This window comes from Paenalcaligenes hominis (assembly GCF_041359055.1).
Taxonomy (GTDB): domain Bacteria; phylum Pseudomonadota; class Gammaproteobacteria; order Burkholderiales; family Burkholderiaceae_B; genus Paenalcaligenes; species Paenalcaligenes hominis_A.
On the sequence record NZ_JBGJKZ010000002.1, the window covers coordinates 448,555 to 463,517 of the forward strand.

14 protein-coding genes are annotated in these 14,963 nt (G+C 47.4%); 4 read left to right on the forward strand and 10 right to left on the reverse strand.

Going from position 1 to position 14,963, the window contains the following annotated elements:
- Positions 1-17: 17 nt before the first annotated feature.
- From ACBP46_RS06050 to rpsB, 5 genes are all read right to left on the reverse strand, one after another.
- Positions 18-764 (reverse strand): isoprenyl transferase, encoded by a 747-nt coding sequence (locus tag ACBP46_RS06050; protein WP_371015839.1) that lies wholly within the window; start codon positions 762-764, stop codon positions 18-20.
- Between the two features lie 19 nt (positions 765-783).
- Positions 784-1,344: a ribosome recycling factor gene (gene frr / locus ACBP46_RS06055; protein WP_371015840.1), complete on the reverse strand. Its 561-nt coding sequence runs from the start codon at positions 1,342-1,344 to the stop codon at positions 784-786.
- Positions 1,345-1,357: 13 nt separating this feature from the next.
- Positions 1,358-2,074: a UMP kinase gene (gene pyrH, locus ACBP46_RS06060; protein WP_371015841.1), complete on the reverse strand. Its 717-nt coding sequence runs from the start codon at positions 2,072-2,074 to the stop codon at positions 1,358-1,360.
- A 102-nt stretch (positions 2,075-2,176) separates the two neighbouring features.
- Positions 2,177-3,049, reverse strand: a complete 873-nt coding sequence (tsf, locus tag ACBP46_RS06065; RefSeq protein WP_371015842.1) for a translation elongation factor Ts — start codon at positions 3,047-3,049, stop codon at positions 2,177-2,179.
- 102 nt (positions 3,050-3,151) lie between these two features.
- A complete protein-coding gene (rpsB, locus tag ACBP46_RS06070; protein WP_371015843.1) occupies positions 3,152-3,916 on the reverse strand; it encodes a 30S ribosomal protein S2 in 765 nt (254 codons plus the stop codon).
- A 372-nt stretch (positions 3,917-4,288) separates the two neighbouring features.
- On the opposite strand from rpsB, the gene map reads away from it, so the two are divergent.
- From map to ACBP46_RS06090, 4 genes are read left to right on the forward strand one after another with little or no spacing between them, the layout of a single operon-like run.
- Entirely contained in the window at positions 4,289-5,104 is an 816-nt protein-coding gene (gene map, locus ACBP46_RS06075) for a type I methionyl aminopeptidase (protein WP_371015844.1), read from the forward strand.
- A 2-nt stretch (positions 5,105-5,106) separates the two neighbouring features.
- Complete coding sequence (locus ACBP46_RS06080; RefSeq protein WP_371015845.1) at positions 5,107-7,668, forward strand: [protein-PII] uridylyltransferase; 2,562 nt, start codon at positions 5,107-5,109, stop codon at positions 7,666-7,668.
- Positions 7,669-7,687: 19 nt separating this feature from the next.
- Entirely contained in the window at positions 7,688-8,401 is a 714-nt protein-coding gene (locus ACBP46_RS06085) for a MarC family protein (RefSeq protein WP_371015846.1), read from the forward strand.
- A gap of 5 nt (positions 8,402-8,406) precedes the next feature.
- Entirely contained in the window at positions 8,407-8,883 is a 477-nt protein-coding gene (locus ACBP46_RS06090) for a disulfide bond formation protein B (protein WP_371015847.1), read from the forward strand.
- Between the two features lie 66 nt (positions 8,884-8,949).
- Here the strand turns inward: ACBP46_RS06090 and purF are convergent, their stop codons facing one another.
- From purF to lpdA, 5 genes are all read right to left on the reverse strand, one after another.
- Positions 8,950-10,389, reverse strand: coding sequence for an amidophosphoribosyltransferase (purF, locus tag ACBP46_RS06095; protein ID WP_371015848.1), 1,440 nt, complete (start codon positions 10,387-10,389; stop codon positions 8,950-8,952).
- A 20-nt stretch (positions 10,390-10,409) separates the two neighbouring features.
- Positions 10,410-10,898: a CvpA family protein gene (locus ACBP46_RS06100; protein ID WP_371015849.1), complete on the reverse strand. Its 489-nt coding sequence runs from the start codon at positions 10,896-10,898 to the stop codon at positions 10,410-10,412.
- Positions 10,895-11,695 (reverse strand): SPOR domain-containing protein, encoded by an 801-nt coding sequence (locus ACBP46_RS06105; protein ID WP_371015850.1) that lies wholly within the window; start codon positions 11,693-11,695, stop codon positions 10,895-10,897. Before ACBP46_RS06105 ends, ACBP46_RS06100 begins: the two co-directional genes overlap by 4 nt.
- A 66-nt stretch (positions 11,696-11,761) precedes the next feature.
- Positions 11,762-13,132 (reverse strand): bifunctional tetrahydrofolate synthase/dihydrofolate synthase, encoded by a 1,371-nt coding sequence (gene folC / locus ACBP46_RS06110; RefSeq protein ID WP_371015851.1) that lies wholly within the window; start codon positions 13,130-13,132, stop codon positions 11,762-11,764.
- 74 nt (positions 13,133-13,206) lie between these two features.
- Positions 13,207-14,955 (reverse strand): dihydrolipoyl dehydrogenase, encoded by a 1,749-nt coding sequence (gene lpdA / locus ACBP46_RS06115; protein ID WP_371015852.1) that lies wholly within the window; start codon positions 14,953-14,955, stop codon positions 13,207-13,209.
- Positions 14,956-14,963 lie beyond the last annotated feature (8 nt).

Below are 14,963 nucleotides of genomic sequence, written 5' to 3' on the forward strand. Positions count from 1 at the left end.
AAAAACCTAATTAAGCATTAAAGCTGCGCACTAGTGCGCCCAAAACGACGCTCGCGTTGGGCATACCATTCAAAGGCAGTCTGTAAATGATCTGAGCCAAAGTCTGGCCAATAGACCTCGGTAAAATATAGCTCAGTATACGCCAATTGCCACATTAAAAAATTAGAAAGACGTTGTTCGCCGCCTGTACGTATAAATAAATCTGGCTCAGGGGCGAAAGCCATAGATAAATACGGAGCAAAGGTTTGCTCTTCGATTGCTGCTGGGTTGAGGGCCAGTTCGGGCTGATGCTGAAGCAACTGCTTTGTTGCGTTTAAAATATCCCAGCGCCCGCCGTAATTGGCAGCAATAGTAAGGTGTAGGTGATCGTTCTGGGCAGTCTTGGCCTCTGCCTCGTGGATTAGTTGACGCAACTGATCATCAAAGCGGCTTAGGTCACCAATAACACGCAAGCGCACCCCTTTTTTTTGTAGCTTGTGGACCTCTTTTTCAAGGGCTTGCACAAACAAGCGCATGAGCAAAGAGACCTCGTCTTGGGGGCGACGCCAATTTTCTGAGCTAAAAGCGAAAAGAGTTAAGTATTTCACACCAGCTTGGCCACAGCTTTCCACAATACGGCGCACGGTCTGTACGCCCTTCATATGACCTGCTGTGCGTGGCAATAGACGTCGGGTGGCCCAACGGCCATTGCCATCCATGATAATGGCTAGGTGGCGAGGTACGCCGCTGGTTTCGGGTATAGTCTGAGTAGAACTAAGTTGCATCGCCACCATCCAGACGGTATTAAACCGTCATAACCTCTGCTTCTTTTTCAGCAACTAACTTGTCAATTTCCGCAACAAATTTGTCTGTTAAACGCTGAATCTCATCCTGAAAACGACGATCATCATCTTCAGAGATTTCTTTATCTTTAAGCAAACGTTTGGATGACTCGTTTGCATCACGGCGTAAGTTACGTACAGCTACCTTTGAATCTTCGCCTTCGGAGCGCACTAAACGTGTTAAATCACGACGACGCTCTTCGGTCAAAGCAGGCATAGGGACTCGGATGTTCTCGCCCATAAGAATAGGGTTTAAACCCAAGTCGGAATCGCGAATGGCTTTGTCCACAATAGGAGCCATGTGCTTTTCCCAGACCTGAACGCTAAGCGTACGCGCATCTGCCACTGTAATGTTTGCCACTTGGCTAACAGGAACGTCTGAGCCGTAGTACTCTACACTGACATGATCCAAGATACCGGGCGTAGCACGACCAGTACGGATTTTAGCCAAGCTTGTTACTAATGCTTCGATCGACTTTTTCATTCGATCATCTACTGATGCTTTAATCTCTGAAAGACTCATAACAATTCCTATATTAAACGTGCACTAATGTGCCTTCGTCTTCACCGCACACTGCGCGACTGAGCGCACCGAGTTTATTAATAGAAAACACTTTAATGGGAAGCTTTTGATCTCGACACAGTGCAAAAGCAGTCGCATCCATGACCTCGAGGCGGCGCACAATGGCCTCGTCAAAGCTGATGCGGGCATAGCGTGTTGCACTGGGGTCTTTGTTTGGGTCGGCACTATAAATGCCATCAACCTTGGTCGCTTTTAAAACAATCTCTGCGCCCATTTCAGCACCACGCAATGCAGCGGCGGTATCCGTAGTGAAGAAAGGGTTGCCTGTACCAGCAGCAAAAATCACTACCTTGCCCTCTTCGAGGTAACGCAAGGCTTTAGGGCGAATATACGGTTCTACAACTTGCTCGATATTTAGAGCCGATTGGACGCGAGCATCCAATCCGCGATTTTTTAAAGCGTCTTGTAAAGCAAGCGAGTTCATTACGGTAGCCATCATACCCATATAGTCAGCAGTGGCACGATCCATGCCCTGGGCACCGGGCGCAATGCCACGGAAAATATTACCCCCACCGATCACAATGGCAACTTGAACACCAAGACTAGCGACTTCGGAGATTTCTTCAGTCATACGCATAATGGTTGCGCGGTTAATTCCAAAGGCGTCATCGCCCATTAGCGCTTCGCCAGACAATTTAAGCAAAACGCGCTTATACAAGGGGGTGTTCATGTCTAATTTTCCGAGAGTGAAAACACTAAAAGTATAAAACAGAGCGCAAGGTATTGCCTAGTGGCAACACGCCTGCGCTTTGTTAATTGCAACTAAAGTAAATTAGGCGCCAGTTACAGCAGCTACTTCGGCAGCAAAGTCTTCGTTACGACGCTCAATACCCTCGCCTACTACGTAGATAGCGTAGGAGCTAACCGCTGCGTTGTTCTCTTTTAGCATTTGCTCAACGCTTTGTTTGTCGTTTTTAACAAATGGTTGCGATAATAAAGTGACTTCCTTGAGGAATTTGTTTACTGCACCCTCAACCATTTTCTCGACAATGTTTTCAGGTTTGCCAGACTCTGCAGCTTTTTGGGCAGCTACAGAACGCTCGGCTTCGATTTCCTCGGCAGCTACCTGCTCGGCCGATAAAGCGCGAGGCTTCATGGCAGCAACGTGCATAGCCACGTCTTTACCGACTTCTTCGTCACCGGAGAAGTCAACGATTACGCCGATCTTGCCACCATGAACATATTGGGCAAGCTTGGCATCTGTAGCGTACTGCTGGAAGCGACGTACAGTGATGTTTTCACCGATTTTACCTACTAGAGCGGTACGCACGCTTTCTACGGTACCATCACGGAAAGGTAGCTCTGCTAAAGCGGCCAAATCAGCAGGCGCTTTTTCAGCAACTAATTTTGCAATGTCATCAACAAAGTTAATGAAATCTTCGTTTTTCGCTACGAAGTCAGTTTCACAGTTTACTTCTACGATAGAACCAGTTTTAGCGTCGTCAGCGATGTAAACCGTTACTAGACCTTCAGCAGTAATGCGGGAAGCTGCTTTGCTCGCTTTGCTACCCAATTTTACGCGTAAGATTTCTTCGGCACGAGCCATATCGCCATCTGCTTCCACTAGAGCGCTTTTGCACTCCATCATTGGCGCGTCGGTTTTCTCACGCAGTTCTTTAACCATCGATGCTGTAATTTGAGCCACGATTTTCTCCAATTCTATAAAACATGCCCCAGTCAAGACTGGGGCAAGTGTGATATTTAGTAGCGCTAAATACTATAGCGCTTTGCCCCCTAGAAGTAGGGATTACTCTTCGCTGCTGCTTTCTGTCTCTTCGACTTCGACTTCAACGAACTCTTCTTCGCCACGGATCTCTTCAACCAAACCGCTTAGGGCTTTGTTGCGACCTTCGAGAACAGCGTCAGCCATACCACGAGCGTAAAGAGCAATGGCTTTAGCAGAGTCATCGTTACCAGGAATAACTTTTGCAATACCATCAGGTGAGTGATTAGTATCGACCACACCTACTACAGGGATACCTAGTGTTTGAGCTTCGGCGATAGCAATTTTGTGGTAACCCACATCAATTACAAACAAAGCGTCAGGCAATTTAGCCATATCTTTGATACCACCGATGGATTTGTTGAGCTTTTCCATTTCACGCTCGAACAATAGACCTTCTTTTTTGGTCATGCGCTCTAGAGCGCCATCAGCCAACTGGGCTTCCATGTCTTTTAGACGTTTGATAGAAGCTTTTACAGTTTTAAAGTTGGTCATCATGCCACCTAACCAACGGCTGTTTACGTAAGGCATACCGCAACGCTCGGCTTCGGCTGCTACGATCTCACGAGCAGCACGTTTAGTGCCTACGAATAGGATATTGCCGCCACGTGCAGCTAAATCGCTAAGGTATTTTTGAGCCTCAACGAACTGAACTACCGTTTTCTCCAAGTTAATAATATGGATACGGTTACGTTGACCGAAAATGTACTGCTCCATTTTCGGGTTCCAGAAACGGGTTTGGTGACCAAAGTGTACACCAGCCTCTAGCATTTCACGCATTAAAGACATGAGATTTCTCCAAGGGTTAGTTCTTGCATTTAATCAGTATCTAGTAAGGACTACAGCTTTAACGCTACGGTTCCAGACACCCTGAGACGATTAAATGCGCGATTTACTGCAAATAAAATAAGACGCAGTCAAAATTAAGGTCTGATAAAACAAGACACCTACGGTGCAACGTATTAAACTAAAGACTTAGGTTATTAGCTGACTAAAGCGATATAGCAAAGCCACAATACAAAAAGCAAAATAGACCCAACAAATACAGGCACCTATTGTGCTTTAAGGCATAAACACCAAAGCATCTTTTGCTATAGCGCAAATAATGACATACGATAGCCCGTAATTATATTCTCTTTTTACTATTAAACTCAAGCTATTATGAGCAAACTTGTTACCGATCCAACAGATTTGGATAAAATGCGTGCTGCTTGCCAAGCTGCAGCTCAAACTTTGGACTATTTAGGTCAATTTATTAAAGCAGGTGTAACCACTGCTGAAATTGACCAACTGTGTAAAGATTATATTCGCGACGTACTGCATGTAGAGTCTGCTACGGTAGGGTATGCGCCTCCCGGTCACCCACCCTATCCAGGCGCGGTTTGCACCTCAGTCAACCATGTAATCTGCCACGGCATACCCAGTGACAAAAAACTCAAAAATGGCGATATTATTAATCTAGATGTCACTGTTATTAAAGACGGTTGGTTTGGTGATACAAGCCGTATGTTTTACGTAGGCGAACCATCAATTCTTGCACGCCGTTTGACCGAAGTGACTTACGAGTGCATGTGGTTAGGCATTGAACAAGTTAAACCCGGGGCAACCTTAGGGGATATTGGTCATGCCATTCAACAGCATGCGGAAAAAAACAATTACTCTGTAGTACGCGAATATTGCGGCCACGGTATTGGTCAGGTGTTTCATCAAGACCCACAAGTCTTACATTATGGAAAACCGGGCACTGGCTTAACATTAAAAGCCGGCATGATCTTTACCATCGAACCAATGATCAACGCTGGCAAACGCGATCTAAAACTTCTGCCTGACCAATGGACCGTAGTAACGCGCGACCGCAGCCTATCTGCCCAATGGGAACACTCTATTTTAGTCACTGATACAGGCTACGAAGTGCTCACCGTATCACCAGAAATGCCTGCGCCCCCCGCTTTTGTTAAAGGCTTTACTAAAGCATAAATATGCGCTCAGACTTAGACCGGATTCGCAATAGCTACACACTGCGACGTCGCAAAGCAATCGCTCGTTTTAGAGCAAGACCTAAGCCTGAGCACTTATTACGGCGTCTAAGCACCTACACCGATCATTGCCTCAATGAGCTCTATGCTCTGCTGCCCTTACCTACGCACTGCACTCTGGTAGCCGTAGGCGGCTATGGACGCCAAGAACTTTATCCATTTTCTGATGTGGATATCTTGCTATTACTAGCACAGCCGCCCAGCTCCCAAGATACTTTACAGATAGAAAGCTTTATTGCCGCATTATGGGATAGCGGCCTGAAGGTCGCCACTAGCGTACGCACGATTGACCAATGCCTTGAGGTAGCAGAAACAGACATAGCGACCCAAACAGCTCAACTAGAGGCCCGCTTTGTTGCGGGGCATAATGCACTTTTTACTCAGTTACAACGTGCGTTAGCCACCCAATTAAATGCAAAAAACTTCTACGAGGCCAAACTGGCCGAGATGCGGCAACGCCACGCTCGCTATAGAAACACGCCTTATGCACTAGAGCCAAATTGCAAAGAGTCGCCTGGCGCTTTACGTGACTTACAAGTGCTATTATGGCTGGCTAAAGCCATGAACCTAGGGCAAACTTGGCGGGAAATAGCTCAAAGTGACTTATTAAGTCAGGCAGAGGTACGGGCTCTTCAACAGGCGAACCAAGCTTTTATGCGTTTGCGTATCGAGCTGCACTTACTCACTAAACGTGCCGAAGACCGCCTGCTGTTTGAGTACCAACCTGCTCTTGCCACCATTTATGGTTTCACCCAATTAAACGCACAACGCGCTAGTGAAAAACTCATGCAGCGCTACTACTGGGCTGCCCGACTGGTGCATCAAATGAACATGATTTTGATGCAGGGGCTTGAGGAATTACTTTTTAGCGCTAACCCCACCCATATTACCGAACTAGACCACGCCTTTTTAATTCGCAATCAACGATTGCATTTACGCGACGCAGATCTCTTAATACAAGACCCAACGTTAATCCTGCGTTGCTTTACGCTTTTACAACAGCATCCAAACGTTCAAAGTTTAAGTGCCTATACTCTACGCGCACTTTGGCATCATCGGAAACTAATCGATCAAAAGTTTCGCTTAAACCCCATCAACCAAAGCGCTTTTCTAGCTATTTTGCAAGCACCTCGTGCCGTGCTACAAAGCATAAAGCTCATGAATTTACTTGGCTTACTGCCACGCTACATCCCTGAGTTTCGCCATATTGTTGGGCAGATGCAGCACGATCTTTTCCACGTCTATACGGTCGACCAGCACACCTTGATGGTGTTGCGCAATTTACGCCGATTTACTTTGGCCGAGTACGCCGAAGAGCACCCACTCGCTAGCGAGCTCATGGCACAATTTGAACGCCCATGGGTGTTATACGTGGCCGCCTTATTTCATGATATAGCCAAAGGGCGCGGTGGCAATCACTCTGAGCTCGGTGCCAAAGATGCACGTGCATTTTGCGAACGCCATCAAATTCATACCGAGGACACAGAGCTCATCTGCTTTTTAGTTCAAGAGCACCTCAGCATGTCTACCGTGGCTCAAAAACGTGATATTAGTGATCCCGTAATTGTGCAAGCTTTTACCCAGCTCACGCAAAGTTTACGCCGCTTACAGGCCCTGTATTTGCTTACCGTAGCGGATATCAAGGGCACCAACCCCGTTATTTGGAACTCTTGGAAAGCAAAGCTATTACAACAGCTCTATAAACAAAGCAGCGCTGCTTTACAAGGACATCATCCTGCTACCTCCGAGGTCTTAGCACAACGCAAAGCACAAGCGCTAAGTCAGCTATTAAGCCAAGGAATTAGCGCAGACGCTGTGCATGCGTTATGGGATGTATTGGATATTAGTTATTTTTTGCGTCATGAGAGCGATGAGATAGTTTGGCACGGCAGTGCTTTACACAGCGCTCTTTTATACCCAGAGCCTGTGGTCGAATTACGCCCTGTAGGTGCAGGCGAGACGGTTCAGCTCATGATTTATACGCCTGATCGTGACGATTTATTTATGCACATTTGTGCATTTTTCGATCAACATCAACTCAGTGTACAAGACGCACGTATCTACACCACCCTACACGGCTGGGCCTTAGATAGTTTTGTCTTACTACTGCCTGCTTACACGCAGTATTCCACACAGTGGGCTCAATCTATTCAGCAGGCTTTAATTTGGCATCTACAACATGCAGCCAACAACACGCTGACCAACGAATCCATTTATGTACAAGCCCAATCACGCCGAGCTCGCGTTTTTCCTATCCCTGCCACAGTAGATATCCAAGCCATGAGTGAAGCCAACAAATGGCGCATTTCGATTGTTTGCGCGGATCGCAGAGGGCTACTCTATAGTATCGCTCAGGTGTTTACGGCTGAACGTATTCGTTTAAAATCGGCTAAGATCATGACACTAGGCGAACGTGTGGAAGATACCTTTATTGTCCATAGCGAAGACCTACATCACAATACCTTTTATAAACATCTAGAGCGCACCCTTCGAGCCGCTCTTTAATGGATCTGAGCCCGACCCCATGGACTTGAGCCCCTTACTTTCTGATTTCAGCCGTAGTTTTTTATTTACGGTGGCGACCGTGTTGCCCATTATTAACCCCCCTGCTATTGCACCTATTTTTTTGGCACTTACCAAGGGCGTAAGTAATGCCGATCGCCAAAAACTCGCAAGCAAATTAGGCGTAAATATTTTCTTTATGCTGTTAGCTGCCATGCTATCGGGCAATTTAGTGTTGGAGTTTTTTGGCATCTCGTTACCTATTATCCGTATTGGTGGCGGATTACTCGTTATTGCTACCGCATGGAACTTAGTCAATGCGACTAGCTCTGATACAGAGCAAGCAAAGGATATGGCAGAGGGGTACTCATGGGCACGCGTGCAGTCTCAAGCCTTTTACCCCTTAACTTTTCCCATGCTATGCGGACCCGGCTCCATCGCCGCCACCATTACAGTCGGTGCCACCCTAAGCGACAGCAGTACTATTGGCAGCATCACAAAGCTAACTGCTGCAATCTTGGCCTTAGCCGTCGTAGCGCTCATTGTGCTTTTTTGTTTGCGCTATGCCGCCCCTATTTTGACTCGCTTGGGCAGCAATGGCACCGCGGTCTTGATGCGCCTTTCCGCTTTTATTTTATTATGCTTAGGCGTACAGATTGTGTGGGATGGTTTTTCTGAGGTGACGATTAATCTTTTGGTTGAAGCCGCCAAACATACAACCCAACTTTTTCTATAAACCTTATGTCAACTCGTTTCTTTTCATATAGTATTTTTCTTAGCCTAGGTGCCCTAATCATCGCTCTGGTGTCTCAGCACGTATTTGCTATGCGGCCCTGCGCTTGGTGCGTATTTCAACGCCTGCTTTTAATCGTTGTGCTTGCGTTTTCTATTTTTGGCTATTTGGTTGCTAGCTTAAAGCTGCGCTTTTTAAGTCAATTGTTTGGGTTATTAAGTGCTCTGACAGCAATAGGAGGAGTGCTATCCGCCTGGTATCAATATAACGTAGCCGCTAAATTGTTTTCCTGCGATATGACCTTCGCCGATCGGTTTATGACTCAATCTGGTCTGGAGTCTGCTTTACCTTGGTTGTTTGGAATTTACAGCACCTGCATGGACGCTACTGTGCATGTGTTTGGACTTGAGTACGCCTTATGGGCACTCTTGCTGTTTGTTATTATAGGCGCTGTGATGCTGTATGGACTTGTGCGCAGCAAATAGCTTTATGGTTACCGCAATAAAACAGCCACTGCAATACACTGCAGTGGCTGTTTTTTTAGGCTTTATTTAGTCTTCAAGCAATGGAGAGTGGTTGATATCCCCTGTGACATAATCACCATCAAAACAAGAGGACTCAAAGCGATTGAAATCAGGGTTTAAGTCCCACAGCGCTTGCTCTAAGTCGGCTAAGTCTTGGTAAATTAAACCATCTACCCCTATTTCCTCGGCTACTTGATCTATGCTTTTGCCATACGCAATTAGTTCCTCGCTAGATGGCATATCAATGCCATAGACATTTGGATAACGCACAGGAGGAGCTGCAGAAGCAAAAAACACCTTGTTCGCACCGGCTGAACGCGCCATTTCTACAATTTCACGGCTAGTCGTGCCACGCACAATGGAGTCATCCACCAACAACACATTTTTACCTTTAAACTCCATGGGGATGGCGCTGAGTTTTTGCCGTACAGAACGCTTGCGTACGGCTTGGCCCGGCATAATAAAAGTACGCCCAATGTAGCGATTTTTAATAAACCCTTCACGGTAGTTCAAGTTTAACTGAGCGGCCAACTGCATAGCGGATGGACGCGCAGAATCCGGAATGGGCATCACCACATCAATATCTGCCAAGCGTAAATTTTTAGCGAGCTTATCACCCAAGTACTCACCCATTTTTAAACGAGCATCATAAACCGATACCCCATCAATGGTTGAATCAGGGCGCGCAAAATACACATATTCGAACACACAGGGTGATAGCTGGGTTTGTGCTGAGCACTGCTGACGCAAGACCTGACCAGACAAATCAATCACAATTGCCTCGCCAGGCGCCACATCACCAATTAACTCAAAACCACAGCCTGTAATCGCCACAGACTCGGATGCAAGCATCCACTCTGGACCAGCGGCCCCTTTATTTTCACCTAGGCAAAGAGGTCGAATCCCATTGGGATCACGAAAAGCCACTAAGCCATAATGCGCAATTTGCAAAATAACAGCATAAGCCCCCTTAACACGACGATGAACGGCACGTACCGTATTAAAAATAATTTCAGCGTTGAGCTGCTCGCCTTCGGCGGCGCGCTGCAGCTCGTGCGCAAACACATTAAGCAGCACTTCGGAGTCAGAGTTAGTATTGATGTGACGGCGATCAATACTGAAAAGCTCTTGGCGCAACTGACGCCAGTTGCTTAGATTGCCATCGTGTACCAAGCTAATGCCAAACGGTGCGCTGACATAAAACGGCTGCATTTCGTCTGCATTTTCAGCGCTGCCTACAGACGGGTAACGCGTATGACCTATGCCACTAGTACCGATTAAATTACGCATATTCCGGGTACGGAATACATCTCGGACTAGGCCTGGGCCACGATGTGTATGAAAAAAAGATTGGTTGTAGGTAGTAATTCCTGCTGCATCTTGGCCGCGGTGCTGTAATAGCAACAAACTATCGTAAATCAGCTGATTCACAGGCCCTTGGGCCACGACCCCTACTACTCCTGACATAATTGTTCAACCCATAAGATTTAATAAGGTAACCACGCAGCGATATCGGGTGGCAAATACAATTTTATACGCATTATGAGCTGGATGGCAGTTTTTACAAAACTGGACTCATGCCACCATGGTTCGGTAGGCATTTGTGTATAGCCTGCTGCCGTTACCAAGACTAGCACCAGTACAATCCCGCGTAGTACCCCAAACAGCATACCGAAGCCATGATCCGCAGTACTTAAACCTGTGCGCTCAATCAATGCACTTAAAGCCATATTGATCAAACCCACCCCTAGCAGTGCCATTATAAAAACAAGAAGGTAAGCAACAGCGGAGCGAATCAATGGATTGGTGATCCAAGTTTCAATCCAAGTACTGGCCTGCGGCCCCCACCACACAGCTGCAGCCGCAGCCACCAGATAGGCCACTAACGACATGAGCTCTTTAATAAGCCCACGAAATAGTCCCAATATGCCTGAAAACCCAACAATGGCTAGGATTAAATAATCAAACTGATTCACTGGCCCGACACAAAGCTGTTCTCATAACCTAAAGAGCGTAAACGCGCTTGAGCAGCTTGAGCGGCTTGGCGGCTAGGAAAAGGCCCAACACGTAAACGGTAAGCAGGCTTGCCTGAAACCGTAGCAGTTTCCACAAAGGCATTAGACACCCCAGAGCTAGCTAGCTTGGCACGACGTGCCTCGGCATCACTTTGCGATGAGTAAGCACCAACCTGAACCACAACTGAACCCTGTTGAGCGCGCTCTGTAGGGGTAGGTTTACTTGGGGGCACGCGCCCTTCGAGTAAGGCCAACGCAACAGAACCATCGTCAGTTCGTTGCGAAGGAGTAGGCTTGGGTTCCGATTTAGGCTTGGGCTTGGGCTCGGGTTTGGGTTCCGGTTTAGGTTCCTTCTCGACCGTAGCAGGCGGCGTAGGCTCGGGCTCGACCGGGTTGATGGTGTCGCCAACAGCTAAAGGTAGCTCTTCTACGGGTTCTGGCTGGGACTCTATAAGCCCAGGATCGTTACTGTGGTCGATACGATCTGTAAAAACGGGCTGCTCTAAACTTTCCGACAAACGATATTGCTCTTCGGAGGGCGGGATAATAGAGGGTATAACACTAACTTGCTGCTCTACCTTAGGTTCGGAATGATCCGTTAATAAAATAGGTACTACCACAATAGCGGTAAGCACAAGCACAACAGCACCAATTAGTCGGTGCCGCGCTTTAGTGCGCATTTCAACCAATTGATCATCGCTAGAAGATCTACCCGTTTTTCTAGGCGTAGCAGTTTCTTTGCGTGAAAACAGTCCCATGTGTAACCTTATGTAAACAAAACTGTAGTTATTGTAATCACACGACACGAGATGGTCGCATGTATGTTATAGGCGTCCTAAATGCTCTAGCACTGGCCCAACTGCAAAAAACGAACCAAACACTAAAATTCTATCATTAAGTGTGGCCAGACTCTGAGCTTTTACAAACCCTTGCACCATGGAATCTGCAGTTAGAACTTCAATTTTCGTTAAGTCCACCTGATTTAACACTGGTCGCACTTTAGGGCTGCTTGAGCTCTCGACGGGAAGATCTGGTAGACCGGCCTCAGCCACAGCCTGTACCATGCCTGCCAATTGCTCTGCTGACAAGGCTCGCGCCCCGGCTAACTCTGCACAAATCCAAATATCAACCGAAGGTAATAAACGCTGCAATACCGCTTTGACGTCCTTGTCTTTAAACATGCCCACCACGGCAATGGTTTTAGACCCAGGCGAAGTCGGCATTTGTTGTAAGTTTTGGGCTAAGGCGCCGGCGGCATGCGGATTGTGGGCCACATCCAAAATAACGGTTGGCTCACCCGGCAAAATCTGCATTCGGCCTGGCACCACCGCACGCAATAAACCCTCACGTATAGCACTAGCAGGCACCACCAATTGGAAACGAAGCGCCTCTAGGGCCGCTAAAACCGCAGAAGCATTCAGTAGCTGATTCACACCACGCAATGCGGGGTAAGCCAACGCAGAGCGACGTTGCTCCCGACCTGCAAACCCCCATTGCTGCGCATCGCCCGAGTAATTAAAATCCACCCCAAATTGCCATAGGTCGGCACTAATTTGTTGAGCATATTGTTGAATGCTAGCAGGTGGCACTGGATCGGCACAGATAGCTGGTTTATTAGAACGAAAGATATGGGCTTTCTCCCAAGCAATCTGTTCACGATCATTACCTAGATACTCAATATGATCTATGTCTACGCTTGTAATGATACTGCAATCCGCATCTACTATATTGACTGCATCTAGCCGCCCCCCCAGACCCACCTCTAGCACCATCACATCCACTCTTGCGTCAGCAAATGCCAATAGAGCCGCTAAGGTAGAAAACTCAAAATAACTTAGGCTGATAGATCCGCGCGCGGCTTCAATACGGGCAAACTGCTGCGTGATGGTAGTGTCTTGTGCATTTGCACCATTGATACGAATACGTTCGTTGTAGCGCAATAAGTGGGGCGAAGTGTATAAACCCACTTTATAACCTGCAGCCAATAAAATTGCCTCTAGCATAGCGCAGGTAGAGCCTTTACCATTGGTACCACCCACAACAATTTTAATTCCTGGCAAAGCATCTAGATTCAAGCGGGCCGCTACAGCCTGCACACGATCAAGACCCAGATCAATTTCTTGTGGATGTAAAGCCTCTAAATGGCTAAGCCATTGAGCCAGACTGCAGTGTTGGTCTAAGACAAGTTGAGTCATAATATCGAAGTAAACAAAAAAAAGCGGTAGGCGCTCATAATAGCACCTACCGCACAGAATAAAACCACTTAACGCTATTTACGTCGAGCAGGAGGTATGTCAGTACATGCACCTAATGACGCCGCAGCGGCCATTCCGACGGATTCACCCAGTGTTGGATGCGGATGAATCGTGCTGGCAATATCAACTTGATCAGCACCCATCTCAATTGCCAAAGCAATTTCACTGATTAAGTCACCAGCCCCTACACCAACAATACCGCCACCCAAAATACGCTTGGTTTCGGCATCAAAGAGCAATTTTGTAAAACCTTCATCACGATTATTTGCAATCGCACGACCTGAGGCTTGCCAAGGGAATAGACCTTTTTCAATGGCTATGCCTTGTTTTTTGGCTTCGTCTTCGGTCAGACCTACCCACGCCACCTCTGGGTCGGTGTAGGCGACTGATGGAATAACACGTGCATCAAAGAAAGATTTTTGACCCGCAATAACTTCTGCCGCTACGTGAGCCTCATGAACCGCTTTATGCGCAAGCATAGGCTGACCGACAATATCACCAATGGCATAAATATGCGGTACGTTAGTACGCATTTGATTATCCACGGCAATAAACCCGCGCTCATCTACTTGTACACCTGCGGCATCCGCGCCAATTTTTTTGCCATTTGGAATACGCCCTACGGCTTGAAGCACTAAGTCGTAACGTTGTGGCTCTGTAGGTGCGCCCTCGCCTTCGAACTGAACCCAGATACCGTCCTCTTTAGCTTCGGCGGATACCGTTTTGGTATTTAGCATAATGGCATCAAAACGATGTTTATTCATGTTTTGCCAAACGCGAACCAGATCTCGGTCAGCACCTTGCATCAAACCGGGCTGCATTTCCACTACATCCAAGCGTGCGCCTAAACCAGAATACACTGTACCCATTTCTAGACCAATAATGCCACCACCAATAAGAAGCATACGCTCTGGTACGGCTTTTAACTCTAGCGCACCCGTGGAATCGACAATACGCTCATCCTCGGGTAAAAAGGGCAAATGCACGGCTTGGCTACCGGCTGCAATAATGGCTGACTTAAAGCTAAGCTCGGTCGCACCGTCACTGCTTTCAACACGTAATTGATGGGGGCTAGTAAAACGCCCTACACCAGTCACCACGTCCACCTTACGAGCTTTAGCCATACCTGCTAGGCCTGTTGTTAGCTTGCCGATGACTTTGTCTTTGTAGCCGCGCAATTGCTCTAAATCTACACTGGCATCACCAAAATGAATGCCTTGCTCTTTTAAGCTTTGCGCTGCTTCATAAACGCCAACCGTATGCAGTAATGCTTTAGAAGGAATACATCCCACATTTAAACACACACCGCCCAAAGTGCCATAACGCTCCACCAAAGCCACTCTTAGCCCTAGATCGGCAGCTCTAAAAGCTGCAGAGTAGCCGCCTGGGCCCGACCCTAGCACCACCACATCGTAAGCATCACTAGGGACATCCGCCGTAGCGGCTGTAGTACTAGCCGCTACGGGTGTGGCAGCACTGGTTTCAGCAGCTGCTTTGGGTTCGGATTTAGGTGTGGCCTCCGTTGCACTGCTTTCAAGGCGAACAATTACTGATCCTTCAGTAACGTGATCGCCAACGTTCACTAATACTTCTTTGACCGTACCCGCATGAGAGGATGGGATCTCCATTGAGGCCTTGTCAGACTCAACGGTAATTAAGCTTTGATCCACTGCTACCTCATCGCCCACCTGAACCAGCACCTCAATCACATCGACCTGATCGAAGTCACCAATGTTGGGTATCACAATATCTTGTGCACTCATAGTCTGCT

Coding starts and splice junctions, on each gene's coding strand:
- map (WP_371015844.1), top strand. CDS start 4,289: ATGAGCAAACTTGTTACCGATCCAACAGATTTGGATAAAATGCGTGCT.
- frr (WP_371015840.1), bottom strand. CDS start 1,344: ATGAGTCTTTCAGAGATTAAAGCATCAGTAGATGATCGAATGAAAAAG.
- rpsB (WP_371015843.1), bottom strand. CDS start 3,916: ATGTCTTTAATGCGTGAAATGCTAGAGGCTGGTGTACACTTTGGTCAC.
- ACBP46_RS06085 (WP_371015846.1), top strand. CDS start 7,688: ATGGACTTGAGCCCCTTACTTTCTGATTTCAGCCGTAGTTTTTTATTT.
- ACBP46_RS06090 (WP_371015847.1), top strand. CDS start 8,407: ATGTCAACTCGTTTCTTTTCATATAGTATTTTTCTTAGCCTAGGTGCC.
- pyrH (WP_371015841.1), bottom strand. CDS start 2,074: ATGAACACCCCCTTGTATAAGCGCGTTTTGCTTAAATTGTCTGGCGAA.
- lpdA (WP_371015852.1), bottom strand. CDS start 14,955: ATGAGTGCACAAGATATTGTGATACCCAACATTGGTGACTTCGATCAG.
- ACBP46_RS06050 (WP_371015839.1), bottom strand. CDS start 764: ATGCAACTTAGTTCTACTCAGACTATACCCGAAACCAGCGGCGTACCT.
- ACBP46_RS06105 (WP_371015850.1), bottom strand. CDS start 11,695: ATGGGACTGTTTTCACGCAAAGAAACTGCTACGCCTAGAAAAACGGGT.
- ACBP46_RS06080 (WP_371015845.1), top strand. CDS start 5,107: ATGCGCTCAGACTTAGACCGGATTCGCAATAGCTACACACTGCGACGT.
- folC (WP_371015851.1), bottom strand. CDS start 13,132: ATGACTCAACTTGTCTTAGACCAACACTGCAGTCTGGCTCAATGGCTT.
- purF (WP_371015848.1), bottom strand. CDS start 10,389: ATGTCAGGAGTAGTAGGGGTCGTGGCCCAAGGGCCTGTGAATCAGCTG.